The organism is Deltaproteobacteria bacterium HGW-Deltaproteobacteria-4, from assembly GCA_002841765.1.
GTDB lineage: Bacteria > Desulfobacterota > Desulfuromonadia > Desulfuromonadales > UBA2197 > UBA2197.
Genome location: PHAV01000020.1, coordinates 1 through 15601, shown reverse-complemented (window position 1 = coordinate 15601; position 15601 = coordinate 1). Strand labels below are relative to the sequence as shown.

Annotated in this window: 15 protein-coding genes and 1 tRNA gene; 8 read left to right on the top strand and 8 right to left on the bottom strand. The window is 53.8% G+C overall.

Annotation, left to right across the window (positions count from 1 at the left end):
• The first annotated feature begins 89 nt into the window (after nucleotides 1-89).
• Complete coding sequence (locus CVU69_12285; protein ID PKN11455.1) at nucleotides 90-581, top strand: hypothetical protein; 492 nt, start codon at nucleotides 90-92, stop codon at nucleotides 579-581.
• 152 nt (nucleotides 582-733) lie between these two features.
• Nucleotides 734-1147 (top strand): large conductance mechanosensitive channel protein MscL, encoded by a 414-nt coding sequence (locus CVU69_12280; GenBank protein PKN11489.1) that lies wholly within the window; start codon nucleotides 734-736, stop codon nucleotides 1145-1147.
• A 116-nt stretch (nucleotides 1148-1263) separates the two neighbouring features.
• Here the strand turns inward: CVU69_12280 and CVU69_12275 are convergent, their stop codons facing one another.
• The 5 genes from CVU69_12275 to CVU69_12255 all read right to left on the bottom strand — a co-directional run bounded on the left by CVU69_12275 (nucleotide 1264) and on the right by CVU69_12255 (nucleotide 7213).
• Nucleotides 1264-4839 carry a hypothetical protein gene (locus CVU69_12275; protein PKN11454.1) on the bottom strand — a complete coding sequence of 1192 codons (3576 nt, stop codon included), beginning with the start codon at nucleotides 4837-4839 and terminating at the stop codon, nucleotides 1264-1266.
• Between the two features lie 158 nt (nucleotides 4840-4997).
• Complete coding sequence (locus CVU69_12270) at nucleotides 4998-5735, bottom strand: hypothetical protein (GenBank protein PKN11453.1); 738 nt, start codon at nucleotides 5733-5735, stop codon at nucleotides 4998-5000.
• A gap of 128 nt (nucleotides 5736-5863) precedes the next feature.
• Nucleotides 5864-5938 (bottom strand) — tRNA-Gly (locus CVU69_12265).
• A gap of 76 nt (nucleotides 5939-6014) precedes the next feature.
• A complete protein-coding gene (pgsA, locus tag CVU69_12260; GenBank protein PKN11452.1) occupies nucleotides 6015-6623 on the bottom strand; it encodes a CDP-diacylglycerol--glycerol-3-phosphate 3-phosphatidyltransferase in 609 nt (202 codons plus the stop codon).
• Nucleotides 6620-7213, bottom strand: coding sequence for a lytic transglycosylase (locus CVU69_12255; GenBank protein PKN11451.1), 594 nt, complete (start codon nucleotides 7211-7213; stop codon nucleotides 6620-6622). The genes pgsA and CVU69_12255 overlap by 4 nt, the downstream gene beginning before the upstream one ends.
• Nucleotides 7214-7439: 226 nt before the next feature.
• Between CVU69_12255 and CVU69_12250 the strand changes: the two genes are divergently transcribed.
• The 6 genes from CVU69_12250 to CVU69_12225 all read left to right on the top strand — a co-directional run bounded on the left by CVU69_12250 (nucleotide 7440) and on the right by CVU69_12225 (nucleotide 12831).
• Nucleotides 7440-9038, top strand: coding sequence for an L-aspartate oxidase (locus CVU69_12250; GenBank protein ID PKN11450.1), 1599 nt, complete (start codon nucleotides 7440-7442; stop codon nucleotides 9036-9038).
• Between the two features lie 15 nt (nucleotides 9039-9053).
• Complete coding sequence (locus tag CVU69_12245; protein ID PKN11449.1) at nucleotides 9054-9326, top strand: chorismate mutase; 273 nt, start codon at nucleotides 9054-9056, stop codon at nucleotides 9324-9326.
• A 6-nt stretch (nucleotides 9327-9332) separates the two neighbouring features.
• On the top strand, nucleotides 9333-9542 hold the full coding sequence (locus CVU69_12240) for a hypothetical protein (GenBank protein PKN11448.1): 210 nt from the start codon (nucleotides 9333-9335) through the stop codon (nucleotides 9540-9542).
• A 73-nt stretch (nucleotides 9543-9615) separates the two neighbouring features.
• Nucleotides 9616-11004 (top strand): threonine synthase, encoded by a 1389-nt coding sequence (locus CVU69_12235; GenBank protein ID PKN11447.1) that lies wholly within the window; start codon nucleotides 9616-9618, stop codon nucleotides 11002-11004.
• On the top strand, nucleotides 11001-12347 hold the full coding sequence (locus CVU69_12230) for a hydrolase Nlp/P60 (protein PKN11446.1): 1347 nt from the start codon (nucleotides 11001-11003) through the stop codon (nucleotides 12345-12347). The genes CVU69_12235 and CVU69_12230 overlap by 4 nt, the downstream gene beginning before the upstream one ends.
• Before the next feature lie 28 nt (nucleotides 12348-12375).
• Nucleotides 12376-12831 (top strand): hypothetical protein, encoded by a 456-nt coding sequence (locus tag CVU69_12225; GenBank protein PKN11445.1) that lies wholly within the window; start codon nucleotides 12376-12378, stop codon nucleotides 12829-12831.
• A gap of 56 nt (nucleotides 12832-12887) precedes the next feature.
• On the opposite strand, the gene glnA is transcribed toward CVU69_12225, so the two are convergent.
• The 3 genes from glnA to CVU69_12210 all read right to left on the bottom strand — a co-directional run bounded on the left by glnA (nucleotide 12888) and on the right by CVU69_12210 (nucleotide 15429).
• Nucleotides 12888-14297: a type I glutamate--ammonia ligase gene (glnA, locus tag CVU69_12220; protein ID PKN11444.1), complete on the bottom strand. Its 1410-nt coding sequence runs from the start codon at nucleotides 14295-14297 to the stop codon at nucleotides 12888-12890.
• Nucleotides 14298-14399: 102 nt separating this feature from the next.
• Complete coding sequence (locus CVU69_12215; protein ID PKN11443.1) at nucleotides 14400-14738, bottom strand: transcriptional regulator; 339 nt, start codon at nucleotides 14736-14738, stop codon at nucleotides 14400-14402.
• Nucleotides 14739-14928: 190 nt separating this feature from the next.
• Nucleotides 14929-15429: an NUDIX hydrolase gene (locus CVU69_12210; protein ID PKN11442.1), complete on the bottom strand. Its 501-nt coding sequence runs from the start codon at nucleotides 15427-15429 to the stop codon at nucleotides 14929-14931.
• Between the last annotated feature and the right edge of the window lie 172 nt (nucleotides 15430-15601).

The window sequence follows — 15601 nt, the reverse complement described above, 5'->3', positions numbered from 1 at the left end:
TACTCACGACCACTGAGCATATCGCTTGGTGCGGCGGGATGAAGGGGGGAGTTCTTTTTCCGGAATAATCACACGGGAGGCACTGAAAGATGACGACCGCAAACCGGAGAACCGAAGAAAAAGGGCAACGGACCCCACGCAGCCTCGACGCCTATCAGGGTAAAGATGGGGTCAAAGGAGCAGCCTATTGCGCGTGCGGCGCCGTCTTCCGCAACAAACGCTGGGTTCAGGAAACTAGTAGCGCAGCACGGCAGGAGGGGCAGAATATCGTCTGTCCGGCTTGCCACCGGATTGCCGATCAAAATCCGGCAGGAATTATCTCACTGAGTGGCGACTTTTATGCCGGCCACGAAGACGAGATCAACAATCTGGTCAAGAACACCGCACAGGACTCAGCGGCAAAGAATCCGCTAGGCAGGGTGATGGATATCAACAAAGAGAAGGGCAGTATCACCATTACTACCACCGACGTGAAGCTCGCCCAGAAAATCGGTCGCGTGGTTTTTAAAGCGCATGGGGGTGAACTGCATTATACCTGGAGCCATGCCGGCCCCCCGGTCCGGGTGACGTGGTCCCGTTAGCGGCAGGAGGATTGAGCGTTCCTCAAAATATTCCCCTTGTTAGAAGTCAAGAATTTCGGGCTATTGACAGAGCACGAATAAAAGTATAAAAAATTAAAATATTTTTTTAATTGCATCGAATGCCACTCAAACCCAGGAGGAATCTTATGTCCATGGTCAAAGAGTTCAAGGAATTTGCCATGCGCGGCAATGTCGTCGACATGGCAGTCGGCATCGTCATCGGTGGCGCTTTCGGCAAGATCGTCAGTTCGTTGGTCGCTGATGTCATCATGCCACCCATCGGACTGATCCTCGGCAACGTCGATTTTTCGAAGCTGTCGATCATTCTGCGGGAAAAGACTGCGACTGCAGAAGCAGTGTCAATAAACTACGGACTCTTTGTTAACACACTACTCGATTTTGTCATTGTCGCCTTTGCAATCTTCATGGTCATCAAGCAGATGAACAGACTCAAAAAGAAAGAAGAAGCGGCGCCGGTTGAAGTGACCACCAAGGAGTGCCCCAAGTGTCTATCAACGATTGCACTCAAGGCCACCCGTTGCCCCCACTGCACCTCAGAGATCTAAACAGCGATCAAAAAAATCTTCATGCTTTAAAGCCCGGCCCGTTCATGCGGACCGGGCTTTTTTGTCGGGTGCGGTCAAATTAGTCCTGCTTCGCATTTTGGTGACAGCTCGCCCCGTCAGCCCGCCGCCACGCCGAATTCCACACGGTTTCCTGACCAGTCGTCTGCCTTATCCTTTGGCCGGACGATCTCAACATTGTTCTGAAAGATTCGTTCGGCAGGAAGGCCATTCTGCTCCACCAGTTCGTTCTTAACCGCTGCACTGCGGGCCCAGGCAAGTTCGCTCAGCTGTGCCGGCCCGATCACGATATGGCTCAAAATCAGCTTTTCCATCTCCTCATCCGGCAGATCCTTGAGCAGGCCGATGACGTTACGCGGCTTGGGAAAATCCTCTTTGCGGTAAACCTCCTTGAGATAGCGCGGCCGCTCGGCAGCGGTCACTTCGATCGTCTCAACCGTCTGTCCGGCAGCAATCTCCTTGTTACGGGCCAACTCCAGAAACTTGACACGTCTGATCCGATTCTCCAGTAACTGCCGTCGATAAGCTTCTTCATCGATAACCGCCTCGGCATGCCCCGTCAACTCCAGCTTCAAGGTGGGACGATCAACCAGAACTGTTGCGAGTTTGGCAAGATTTTCCCGATCAAGCTCGCTCAATTTTGCACTCCCCGGCGCAAACTGCACGGCGCTGAAATCCTCCCCCCCGGCAAAGGAGGTCAGTAAAGCGAAGGGCGAGGTGGCGGCCTTGATCAGAAGATTTCTAAGGACTTGCCAAACAATCCGCCAGAGACTGAATTCAGGATCGTCGGTCTGTCCGCTGACCGGCACATCAAGGTGAATCTCGCCGTTGCGATCCTTAAGCAGCGCCACGGCCAGCTTCACCGGCAGATTAACGGCATCGGCGCTCTCGACACTCGAGCCAAAGTTAAACTGATCGAGAAAGATCTTATTTGAGGCTGCAAGGACTTTATTTTCCACCCGGTAGTTGAGATCGAGAAAGAGTTTGCCTTTGTCGACGGTATAACCGAGATAGCGCCCGGTGTAGGGGGTTGCCGGACTCAGCTCGATGTCACTGAAAATCACCTTGAGATCGACCTGCGGGGTCTTGCTGAGAGGATTCATCGTCCCGACGATCTGGAGTGGCGAACGACTTTCCAGCTGACCGCGGACATCGACATCGGCCAGCATCTCGGGAGAGGACGAAAGACCGCTGATCCGGCCGCCAAGGTTGCTCATCTCGGCATGAAATGGTGGGGACATATGGCGATCGGTGAAATCAATCCGGCCGTTCTGCAGCGTCACGTTGTCAATAGCAACATGCCAGTCACGGGGGGCCGTATCTGGCTGATCCGGAGGAGCGGTCGGGGGTGCGGGATCTTCCTGGACAAGCGGCTCCTCCTTTTCCACAACCTTGCTGAAGTTGAGTGTGCCCTCCGGAGTAATCGTCAACCGGGTCACCAGGCCGCTCAAAGCAATCTCGGCGATGTCCAGACGGGGTTGCTCAAGGTCCAGGGCAATTCGATCCAGGTTTAGATTCTCCCAGCGCAGCAAGTCGTCGGCATCGTCGCTATTGACCAGGTAGAGATCATTGATGCCGAGAGAGCCGCGACAGTTGCCGGAGATTTGCTGCTGTTTCTGGACAAGGCGGAAGCGCAAATCACTGTTGAGATCGCCAGTGACCAACAGAACCCGCACGTTGGGCGGGACATAGGCCCAAAATTGGGAGAGCGGGAGTTGCTTGAACTGCAGACGGCCGTTAAGTGCCAAGGGATCCAGGCGCCCGCCGGCTTCGAGTTGCAGTTTCCCCCCAGCGGAACTTGCAGCAAAGACAGCACGATCGACGGTCAATTCAGGATAGACTAACCGGTCCACAGCGATATTGAGCTTACTTAAGATCAGAGTGTTGTCGACCGTTTCGTCACGAAACTCTGCCTGCCAATTATTGACCAGCAGCCGGCCAAGGGTAAAATTCGGCGCTGATTCTGAGGGCGGCGCGGCACTAATTGATGATGCTGCCTGTTTTCCCCCTCTCCGCAACAGGTCAAGGGGTGACCAGCGCCCATCGCTGAAGCGCGTCAACTTGACTCGACCCTGATCCAGAACCAGCTCCTCCAGATGATAACTTTGCCGCTTCAAATCGACCTGCACACCGTTGGCGGTCAGACGTGGCAACGACAACCCTTCGCCGGGGCGAAAAGGGACCTGCAACACTTCCAGCAAAAGACTACCTTCACGGAGACGGACACCCGACTCTTGGTCAAAACCGACGTTGCTTTCAAGTGTCAGAAATCCACTCACCGGCGATATCAACTGCGTTTGCAGATAGGGGTAGTAAGCGGCCAGGGGCAGCCGTTCCAGTTTGACATCGAGGTCGGCACTGAGCGGATTGAGAGTGATCCCCCCCGTAAGCTCGAAGATTTCACTACGTTCTGTCGTGAAGTTGAGAGCAAGGCTGGCGACGGCAGAAGAGCCGTTGTCAAAGTTCTTGACCTCCAGGCTGATCTGTTTTAGTCGGGTTTCAAATCCGCCGGCCGGGATTTCATCATGAAAATCTATTACACTATCGCTAAGATTCAAAGTCTGGATGCGCAGTCGAAGCGGCACGGCAGGTTCTTCGGCATCGATATTCTCCACCACCGACGGTGTAGCGACGGAGTCGTCCCGGGCTGTCAGTCCAGGGAGATTCCACGCTCCCTGCTGATTACGGTGGGCCGACAATTGAACCCCGTTGATGTCGATCTTTTTGATAACAATATCCCCGGACAACGGCCGGGTCGGGAGAAGTTCAACCCCGAGATCACTGATAGTGGCGAGGGGCGCACCGTCGAGACTGTCTGCGGCGAAGTTGGCCAGATGCAGGGATCCGAAGAGTTCAACTTCCGGTTTCAGATCTCTGGCAACCTGATAGGCCACTGTGATTTTACTGTCGACAAGTCCGCGTTTGATCTGGAGCGGTAAAGTGGCTGGCAGGTAGGGGATATAGTGTGCGAGATCGAAAGCAGTGAATGTCAGATCGAGAGTGGTTTCAGAGCCGTCCTTGAATGGTTTGAGCTTCCCCTCAAAGACAAAGGGAGCTTCGTTGATGTTGGCGCGCAAAGACGGGGTGACGTAAAGATCCGTCAGATACGGAATGTTGCCGACAAAAGGGACGCCGATATTCAGCGCGCTGATGGTGTGGTGCTGCTCCTCGGGGAGAACTTTATCTATAATGTCGATATGACCATCTGTGAGAGATATATTGTTGATCGAAAAGAGAAACGGTTTTTCTTTATCCGCAGGGCGGGACGCTTCGCTTTGCGGCGACTGTTCACCGAGCGCCTGCAAATCAGCAAAGTTGTAGCTATTTTCGGCGATTCGCACCAAACGGACCCTTGGTCCTGCGATGCTGAGTTTCTTCAGAATCAAGGCACGATCCCACACCGAACGTAAACTGAGGGCCATATCCAGACGATCAAAAGCGATAAAAGGTGTGGGAGAGTTGTCGGGATCACTGAGACTGACACCACGCAGGGTGACTGCCAGCGTCAGGGGATTGATACGGAGGGAGTCGATCGTCAGACTTCGGCTGGTATGGGTCGCCACCCACTTGATCGTTTGTTGTTTGACCACTAACGGCACAACCAACAGGAGAATCAGGCTCGCTACGCCGCAAGCAATCAACCACCAGCGCAATCTTTTATTCTGCTTTATCATGGTCAGCAACCTGGACACGAAATCCTCCTTGTTAGAATACTCACACCCGCTAGGTCCCTGTGCCAAGAAAAAAAGGGATTGATCTCCCCAGGATAAAAATGGCAACGCCTCCGACAAGCGAATGACGGAGGCGTTGCTATCGGACTTTTGCTACTTATTTATTGCTGGGGTTTGAGAATCACCGTTTCGATCGCGGCTTCGATCCGCCGGTTCAGTTGCCGACCCTGAGCCGTAGCATTATCGGCAACCGGGCGGTCAGGGCCATAACCGACCGCTTTGATACGCTTGGCATCAATGGCGTAGTTCTTGATCAGGTACTCACGTACCGCTTCGGCGCGGCGCTGTGAAAGGTCCTTATTCATGGCAGCAGAGCCGACACTGTCAGTATGTCCTTCGATCACCGTTGTCGTTGTCGGATAAGTCTGCATGAAAACACCGAGTTTTTTAATGTCTTCGGCAGAATCTTCTTTGATGTCTGCTTTACCGGTCGCGAAGAGCACACCGATGGCAATTTTGACATTTTCTTCAATCGGAGGAGGGCATCCCTTGCTGTCAACCGCCAGACCGGCGCGGGTATTCGGGCACTGATCAAGACTATCAATCACTCCGTCCTTATCGCTGTCAAGAGGACATCCTTTGGCGTCAACGGCCACTCCAGCCGCTGTCCCCGGGCATTGATCCTTCTCGTCGATAACGCCGTCTTTATCACTATCAACAGGAGGGAGCGGTGCGGGGACAAGAACGGGAGACACGACGACTGGCGCAGGGGCAGGAACGACAGCCGCCGGCTTTGCCGGGGGTGCCTGCTCCGGCACAGGCGGTCTCATAAAGAAGCAGCAGCCGCTGAGGGTGAGAGCGCCAGCAGTTACACTCAGGAAAAGTAAAGATTTTTTCATAATACGACCTCCGGGTTAGGGTGTAATCAAAGAAACTGCAAATTAAAATCGTCAATAATTTAACAGCATAATCTCGTTTTGCAACAAAAAAAAAGACTCAGCACAAATGGCTAAGTCTTTTTTTATTTTGGAGCGGGAAACGAGATTCGAACTCGCGACTTCAACCTTGGCAAGGTTGCACTCTACCACTGAGTTATTCCCGCAAATTCTGACTTTAATACTGTCCCTGCGAACGGGGCAATTTATAGCAAAGGAGGGTTCATTGAGTCAACAGAAATTTCACCCTCCCCCAAGGTTTTTTTCGCCGACAATGACTTTGAAAAATTTCACCAGATAATCAATGCCCGACCACATCGTCATAATAAAGGCCGCATAGAAAAATAATATCCCGGGATTATGCATGGTGACATGAAAGATTTCGGAGCGGATACCGAAGAGCCAGTAGTAATCGTAATGCAATAACAGGGCAGCGATCGAAACCATCTGGATGATGGTTTTGTATTTTCCGAGATCGCTGGCGGCAATAACGATCCCCTCGGAGGAAGCGATGGAACGCAGGCCGGTGATCGTCACCTCACGGGCAAGAATAAGGAAGACCGCCCAAGCAGGGACGCGACCGAGGGGGATGAGCATGATCAGGGCCGCCATGACGATGAGTTTATCGGCCAGAGGATCAAGGAATTTCCCTAGAACCGTGACGATTTGCCAACGCCGCGCCAACCAGCCATCAAGCCAATCGGTGATGGCGGCAGCACCGAAAATAGCAGCAGCCCAGAAACCGGATTGTCGGGTGTCAGACATCAGCAAGAGGACGACAACAGGGATAGCAGCAATTCTCGCCAAGGTGAGCAGATTGGGGAGATTAAGCCGCCCGGTCCGTAAATTCATAGGTTAGTGCCGCCTTGCCGATAAGTGCTGAGATATTGTTTTACCCGCTTCACGTAAGTGCGAGTCTCCTCATACGGAGGGATTCCGCCATGACGCTTGACCGCGTTGGGTCCGGCGTTGTAAGCAGCGATGGCAAAGTCGAGATTGCCGTTAAATTCATCAAGCATCTGCCGCAAATAACGACTGCCCCCACCGATATTCTCGGCGGGATCAAGGGGGTTGTCGACCTTAAGCAAGCGCGCCGTCCCCGGCATCAACTGCATCATCCCCAAGGCCCCTTTTTTTGAGACCGCTGTAGCGTTATAATTGCTCTCTGCCTTGATAACGGCGTGAACCAATCCCTCTTCAAGACTATATTTTTCGCTGTAATGGCGGATAATATTCCCGAGTGAAGAGGGAATTGCCGGACCGGCACTACCGGGTTTAATTGCAATAGTTTCACGACGATAAAGTTTAAATTTTTTAGTCGGGGGGTCATTGGTAAAATGCACAATGCCATCAGCATCGACATACCGGTAAATATCAGCTGCGGCGCCCGCCACCAATAAGATGAGAAAATTAAAAGTTAAAAGCTGGATTTTCCAAGACATGTCAAATCCTCACGATACGATTTTCCTTTAACTGTTTGTGATGTATAACGTAAAAACTGCAAGATTTCAATGTGTTTAACCGTTATTTTACACGCAAACCCCTTGACAGCGCAAGCAACTGAAGATTATGTTCTCGCTGTCGAGAAGCGAATACGGCAAAATCCCGACGCCCTGTAGCTTACCTCCGGTGCCGTTTTGTCCACTCTTTATGTCAATTGGGTCATTGATGAAGACAACTTCTGATTTTCTCGTCATCGGCAGCGGTATTGCCGGTCTCTCCTTTGCACTGAAGGCAGCTGAACATGGTACCGTTGCGGTCGTCGCCAAACGGCAACTCAGCGATACTGCTACTGCTTTAGCCCAAGGTGGCATTGCTTCAGTTTCGGCATCGGACGATTCCTTTGCCGAGCACATCACCGACACCATGGTCGCCGGTGCCTATCTGAGCGACGAAGCTGTGGTGCGGATGATCATTGAAAACGGGCCGGCCGCTATCGCCGACCTTATTGCCTGGGGGACAGAATTTTCCCGCAACGCCGATCAAAGCTATGCCTTGACCCGCGAAGGGGGGCACAGCCATCGCCGCATCTTTTATGCTTCCGACGCCACCGGCAAGGAAGTCGAACGGGCTTTGATCAACGCCGTCAGCCAACATCCGAATATTACCCTTTACGAAGATCATATTGCTATCGATCTGATTACCGAAGCCAAGGTCAAGCATCGCCGTATCCGTCCGGATCGGGCACTCGGCGCCTACATCCTCGACGTAAAGAAGGGGGAAGTCGTCACCTTCGGTGCGCGGATGACCATCCTCGCTACCGGTGGCGCCGGCAAAGTCTATCTTTATACCTGCAATCCCGACATTGCCACCGGCGACGGCGTGGCGATGGCTTACCGGGCCGGGGCAACGATTGCCAACATGGAATTCATGCAATTTCACCCCACCACTCTCTTCCATTCCCACGCTAAATCGTTCCTGATTTCGGAAGCAGTCCGCGGCGAAGGGGCGATCTTGCGGCGGCGCGACGGGCACGCCTTTATGGAAGAATACCATCACCTCAAAGATCTTGCCCCGCGGGATATCGTCGCCCGGGCAATCGACCATGAAATGAAGATCCATGGCGATAACTGTGTCTTTCTCGATATCACCCACAAAGACCCTGACTACATCAAGGAACGCTTCCCGACCATCTATCAAACCTGCTTGCAGTACGGCATCGACATGTGCACTGAACCGATCCCCGTCGTCCCGGCTGCCCACTATCTCTGCGGCGGCGTCAAGGTCGACACCTGGGGGGAGAGCGATATCCAGAATCTCTTTGCCATCGGTGAAGTCTCCTGCACCGGTCTGCACGGCGCCAACCGCCTGGCGAGCAATAGCCTTCTCGAAGGTATTGTCTACGGCAAGCGCGCGGCAGAACGTGCCATCGAACGCCTGGCAGAACCGGCAACCCCCTACCCTGCTATCGACGCCTGGGATAACGGCAATGCCACCAGCAGCGACGAAGCGGTGATCATTGCCCAGAACTGGGATGAAGTCCGACGCTGCATGTCCAACTATGTCGGCATCGTCCGTTCGCAGAAACGGTTGGAGCGGGCCCTGCGCCGCATTGAAATGATCCGTGAAGAGATCGACGACTATTACTGGGATTTTCTCGTTACCCCCGACCTCATCGAGCTGCGCAACATCACCACCGTTGCCGAACTGATCATCCGCTGCGCTCTGGAGCGGCGAGAAAGTCGTGGACTGCATTATAATATCGACTATCCGGAGATCGACGACATCCATTTCAAACGCGACACCATTATCCGCAAGAACTTTTAGGGAAGGGCAGCAACTTTGAATATTGATGATCTGCGACAGGAAATCGATCGCCTTGACCACGAGCTGCTCCGCATCTTCAACGAGCGCGCCAGCCTGGCCCTGAAAATCGGCGAAATCAAAAAAGTCCTCCATCTCCCGGTTTACGATCCTGACCGCGAAAAACGCATCTTTGCCCGTATGAGCAACGACAACCCCGGCCCCCTGGAGAACGAAGCAATCATTCGCCTCTTTGAGCGTGTCATCGATGAATCCCGCCGCCTTGAGCGGATTCGTACGAAAGGAATCTGACAAAAGATGCTTGTCGTCATGAAAAAGAACGCCTCTGAGGCGGAGATTGAAGGGATCAAACAATATCTGATCGATCTCGATTATGATTTTCACCAGTCGACCGGCGCCAATCGCGTCATCCTCGGGGTCATCGGTCGCACCGATGCCCTGGCAACAGCGAGCCTCAAGGAACTCCCCGGCGTCCTTGAAGTCTTTAAGATCCCTTCCGACGAATAAAATTGTCTCCGTAGGGGCGTAATTTATTGCGCCCCTAAATTAGAATCGATTTCAACGCAGGAGCTTTTTGCATATGCAGTACCTCAGTACCCGTGGCCAGATCACAGGTCTTTCCTTCAAAGAAGCGGTGATGATGGGACTCGCCGACGATGGCGGTCTCCTCCTGCCCGAACATATTCCCCTGCTCCCGCCGGATGAGCTCGACAGCCTCACTGAACTTGCCTACCCCGATCTCGCCTTTAACATCCTCCAGCGCTTCATTGACGACATTCCCGCGTCCCGACTGCGCGAGTTGATTCAGCGTTCTTACGCCTCCTTCACCGTTCCGGAAGTGACTCCGGTCGTCAAGAAGGGAAATCTCTACATCCTCGAACTCTTTCACGGCCCGACCCTCGCCTTCAAGGATGTGGCTTTGCAGTTCCTCGGCAACCTCTTCGAACTGATCCTGGCAGAACGCAAAGAGCGGATGAATATCGTCGGCGCCACCTCGGGAGACACCGGAAGTGCGGCGATTTACGGCGTGCGCGGCAAAGAGAATATCAACATCTTCATCATGCATCCTGAAGGGCGGGTTTCGCCGATTCAGGAAAAGCAGATGACGACGGTCCTCGATGCCAATGTCTTTAATCTGGCGATCCGCGGCTCCTTCGACGATGGTCAGCGCATCGTCAAGGAGATCTTTGGCGACCTCACTTACAAGAACGAATACGCCCTCGGCGCCGTCAATTCTATCAACTGGGCGCGGGTTCTGGCACAAGTGGTCTATTACTTCTATGCCTGGGGACAAGTGCGAAAAAACAGCAACTGCCACGATGTCTACTTTTCTGTGCCGACCGGCAATTTCGGCGACATCTTTGCAGGCTATATCGCCAAGGAGATGGGGCTGCCGATTCGCCGACTCATTCTCGCCACCAACGCCAACAACATCCTGTCCCGATTTGTCCGCGACGGCGATTATTCGATCGGCGAAGTAGTTCAGACCTGGAGTCCGTCGATGGATATCCAGATCTCCAGCAATTTCGAGCGCTACCTGTATTATCTCCATAACGGCGATACTGCAGCAGTCAGTGCAGCCATGACGACCTTTAAAGAGAGCGGTCGCTTGAGCTTTACTGCCGAACAGCGGGCGCGGATTGCCGAGGATTTTCTGACCTGTTCTGTTACCAACGATGAAACCCTTGCCACCATTCGCGATTTTTATCAGGCAACCGGTTACTGTCTCGATCCCCATACCGCCATCGGCGTCAAAGCGGCGCAAAGCTGTGCCGAAGCACCGATTCCGGTCATCTGTCTGGCCACAGCTCATCCCGCCAAGTTCGGTGAAGCCGTCCGTCAGGCGATCGGCACCGACCCGGAGCGTCCGCCCTGCCTGGTCGGCATCGAAGAGCAGCCCAGCCGTTGTGAAACGGTTGATGCTGACACTGAAGTCATCAAAGCTTTCGTTAAGGCCCACGCCCGTTGACCAGAACTTCGAGTTGCCTCCTTCTCCTTCTTTTCCTGGTTACCCTGCCGGCCTGCCGGCAAAAGCCGCCCCCGCTCATCACGGGGGTCGCAGATCTCAGCCGTTATGAACAACGGGTCAGTGCCTATGCTTATAGCGAGGAATCCTTGCTCAGCAGTGCTGATCAACTCGATTTCGACGCGCTCTTCAATCAAAAGTTCTTCGCCCCCTGGCGTCTCAAAAAGGCCTCCCTGAGCGCAGAGAAAGCTTTTTGGGGGATTAAACACTACGAAGGCAAAGAGGGATTCGCCGAGAACCTCCTCCCCCTGCGGCCCGAAGAGTGGCAGCGTCTTATCGCTCTGCAACAGATTGACTCTTATCCCACCCTTGCCCGCCCGGCAATCACCGTTCGCAACACTTCGCTGCGCCTGCTCCCGACCGAGCGCCCCTTCTTTCTCAATCCCCAGCGCGCCGGCGAAGGCTTCCCTTTCGACTATTTTCAAACCTCGGCTCTCGCTGTTGGCAACCCGATCTTTGCCACCCATAGCAGCACTGACGGCGGATGGATCTTTGTTGAGAGCAATTTTGCTTTTGGCTGGGTACCGCTAGATGCCATTGCCTGGGTTAAAGAGCCGTTACAGCGCCGCTACGAAAACGATCAATATGTTGCCATCCTCCATGACGACACCAGCTTGCGCAGCGCCAAAGGGGATTTCCTCACCCAGGCTGATCTCGGTGCCATCTTCCCCGTCGCCACAAATAAAAGTCCCGATTTTTCCCTGTATGTGCCGGTGCGCGATGCCGACGGCAACGCTGAATTGCGCATCGCCGTTGCTCGCCGCGAGGATGTCGCATTGAAACCGTTAGCGTTAACGCCGGCGGCCATCGCCCGACTCAGCGATCCGCTCATGGGGCAGAGTTACGGCTGGGGAGGACTCTTCGGCAATCGCGACTGCTCTTCCAACATGCGCGACCTCTTTATCCCTTTCGGCATCTGGCTCGGCCGTAATTCCGCTAATCAAGGGCAAAAGGGCGGTGAATTTATCGATCTGCGCAACAAGAGTGCCGCGGAAAAAGAGCAGGAGATTGTCGCTAAAGCGATCCCTTTTGCCACCCTGATCTGGCTGAAAGGCCACATCGGCCTGTATCTCGGCACAGCGCTGGGGAGTACCGAGCCGTTGTTTCTTCATAATATCTGGGGAATCCGGACCGTAGACAAAGAAGAGAAAGAAGGGCGAGAGATCGTCGGCCGCCTGGTCATCACTTCATTGCGACCGGGCGAAGAGCGGCCCGATGTCCGCAAGGATGATTTTTACAGTCGTGTGCAGGGAATGGCGATTTTGACCGGACAACGAGAGAAGTAAGGGACAATCGGAGAGGTTCGTCGCACCCATGCAATTTTATCGACTGCAACGAGAGCAACAGCTCCCCGTCTCTCGCGAGGTAGCCTGGGACTTCTTTTCGGACCCGCGCAATCTTTCGCAGATCACGCCCCCGTCTCTGGCACTGCAGATTACATCCTCCGTTCCGGAGGAGATTTATGCTGGGTTGCTGATCAGTTACCAGGTCGCCCCCTTTCCCTTCTGGCGGACAAACTGGCTGACCGAGATCACCCACGTCGATCAAGGGATATTCTTTGTCGACGAGCAGCGGCTGGGACCTTATCGCTTCTGGCAGCATCAACACCACTTCATTGCCAACGCAGACGGCACCCTCACCCGCGATGAGGTCACCTATGCCCTCCCCTGCCCTCCCTTCGGCAACCTTCTGGCCGGGGTCGTCGCCAGAGAACTGGAGGAGATCTTTGCCTATCGCCGGGACGCGCTGGAGAGGCTCTTTCCACAATAACAAAACGCCCCCGGAATCCCGGAGGCGTTTTGTGTTTCAGCTCGAAAAAACAATAATCAGCAGTCGTAGTAAAGCTGGAATTCGAGGGGAACCGGACGCATACGGATCGGATCGACTTCAGCTTCCATCTTGTACTCGATCCACTTCTCGATGAGGTCTTCGGTGAAGACATCTCCTTTGAGGAGGAAGGAGTGATCAGCTTGGAGGCACTCCAAGGCTTCAAGGAGGGAACCGGCAACCGACGGAATGTCCTTGAGCTCTTCCGGCGAAAGACCGTAGATGTCCTTGTCAAGGGGCTGACCCGGATCGATCTTGTTCTCGATGCCGTCAAGGCCGGCCATCATCATTGCGGCAAAGGCGAGGTAGCCGTTGCAGGAAGGGTCTGGGGTGCGGTATTCGACGCGTTTAGCTTTCGGGTTGCTGGTGGCGGGGATACGCAGGGACGCCGAACGGTTACGGTTCGAGTAAGCAAGGTTGACCGGGGCTTCATAGCCGGGGACGAGCCGCTTGTAGGAGTTGGTGCTGGGGTTGGTGAAGGCGCAAAGGGCCTTGGCGTGCTTGATAATGCCGCCGATGTAGTAGATGGCCATCTTGGAGAGGCCGCCGTAGCCGTCGCCGACAAAGAGGTTCTTGCCGTCTTTCCACAGGGACATGTGGCAGTGCATCCCCGAGCCGTTGTCGCCGAAGAGGGGTTTCGGCATAAAGGTGACGGTCTTGCCGTTGCGGAAGGCAACGTTACGGACAATGTACTTGAACCACTGCAGGGTGTCGGCCATCTTCATCAGGCTGTCGAAACGCATGTCGATTTCGCACTGGCCGCCGGTGGCAACTTCGTGGTGCGCCGCTTCGATCTGCATGCCGACGCTCTGGAGGACTTCGACCATCTCGTTACGAAGATCGACGAGGGAGTCGGTCGGAGCGACCGGGAAGTAGCCGCCCTTGAAGCCCGGCTTATAGCCGAGATTAGGGAACTCTTCGCGACCGCTGTTCCAGGCGCCTTCGATCGAATCGACGGAATAGAAGGACTGATTGGCGCTCGAAGAGTAACGGACGTCGTCAAAGATGAAGAATTCCGGCTCCGGTCCGAAGTAGCAGGTATCAGCAATGCCGCTCGACTTTAGATAAGCTTCGGCCTTTTGCGCTACAAAGCGGGGATCGCGGGTATAGCCTTCACGGGTGAAGGGATCGATGATGTTGCAGATCAGGCTCAGGGTCGAGGTCTTGGGAAAGGGATCGATCTTGGCTGTGGTCGGATCCGGGAGGAGGAGCATGTCGCTGTTGTGGATCGGCTGCCAGCCACGGATCGAGGAACCATCAAAACCGATTCCTTCTTCAAAAGTCTCTTCACTGAACATGCTGATCGGCTGGCTGAAATGCTGCCAGATCCCGATAAAATCGAGAAACTTGTAATCGACCATTTTGCAGTCATGCTTCTTTGCGAACTCGACGACTTCTTTACCAGTCATGGAACTCTCCTTCATAAGGTGTCAGGATGGTGGTTAAATGATGGCCGAAGAGACCACGAACAAGAATCTCGCAGAACTCCGGCAGCTAAAATACAAAATTTCCTAGAGAGCGTCGTTACCGCGTTCGCCGGTCCGGATCCGGACAACTTCATCGACCGGGGTGACAAAGATTTTGCCATCGCCGATGCGTCCGGTGCGAGCGGCTTCGGCAATGGTGTCAACAACCTTAGCCACCATCTCATCGCTGACAATGATCTCCATCTTGATCTTGGGGATAAAGTCGACGACATATTCAGCGCCGCGATAGAGTTCGGTATGCCCTTTCTGGCGACCGAAACCCTTGACTTCACAAACCGTGATCCCTTGAATACCGATCTCGTTCAAAGCCTCTTTGACTTCGTCGAGTTTGAACGGTTTGATAATTGCCTCAACTTTACGCATTGTCATAGCCTCCCGTGTCAATTGGCTCGTTATCACCTTACTAGAGCAAAGACCTTGCCGAAATTTACCAGAAAAATAACTCCCTGATTTTAAAGAAATTCAGGGAATTGTGACCTCAAAAAAGGCTGGGATACGCCTAAAAAGTAGACGGTGATGATTTTGCTGCCCATAAAAAGAGCACTCTCCCGGCTCAGAGAGACGGATGCCCCTGCCAGCGCGCCCATTCATCCTCTAAGTTCGGGGTGAGTATACCGCTGGACAACGCGGCGTCAATCTCTTGCGCTGTCCAGAATCTCACTTCGTCAATTTCATCCACAGAGAAAGGGAACGGGCCGTCGTGACAAGCGATAAAAGTGGCAACATTCTCTGACTCGAAGTCGTTGCGCATCGGATAAGCATAAAGAAAAGTCAGGGAGAGACCGGCGATCCCGAGTTCTTCAAACATCTCTCTTTTGGCTGCAGCGGCATAGCTCTCACCCGGGTCAAGATGACCTCCGACGCTGGTATCCCATTTCCCTGGTTGCACATCTTTGTTCATAGAGCGCTTTTGCAGCAGAAGCCTGCCCTGACGATCAAAGATCAGGACATGTGCGACACGATGAATCAATTGTGGATTGCCGTGGCACTCGGAGCGTAACGCCATCCCGATAACCTGATCATCAGCATCGACAATCTCAAAAAACTCACTCATGCTCTTCTCCTCCGGCACAATCGGTACCTTAACGGCAGAGCGAAGAACGGTCAAGCGAAAGTATAATCATGGGATCGGGTAGGAGGCGGAATTACTCCCGCCGTCCTCCCACACCACCGTACGTACGGTTCCGTATACGGCGGTTCACATTGAATTCTGGAAACGGTGAAAC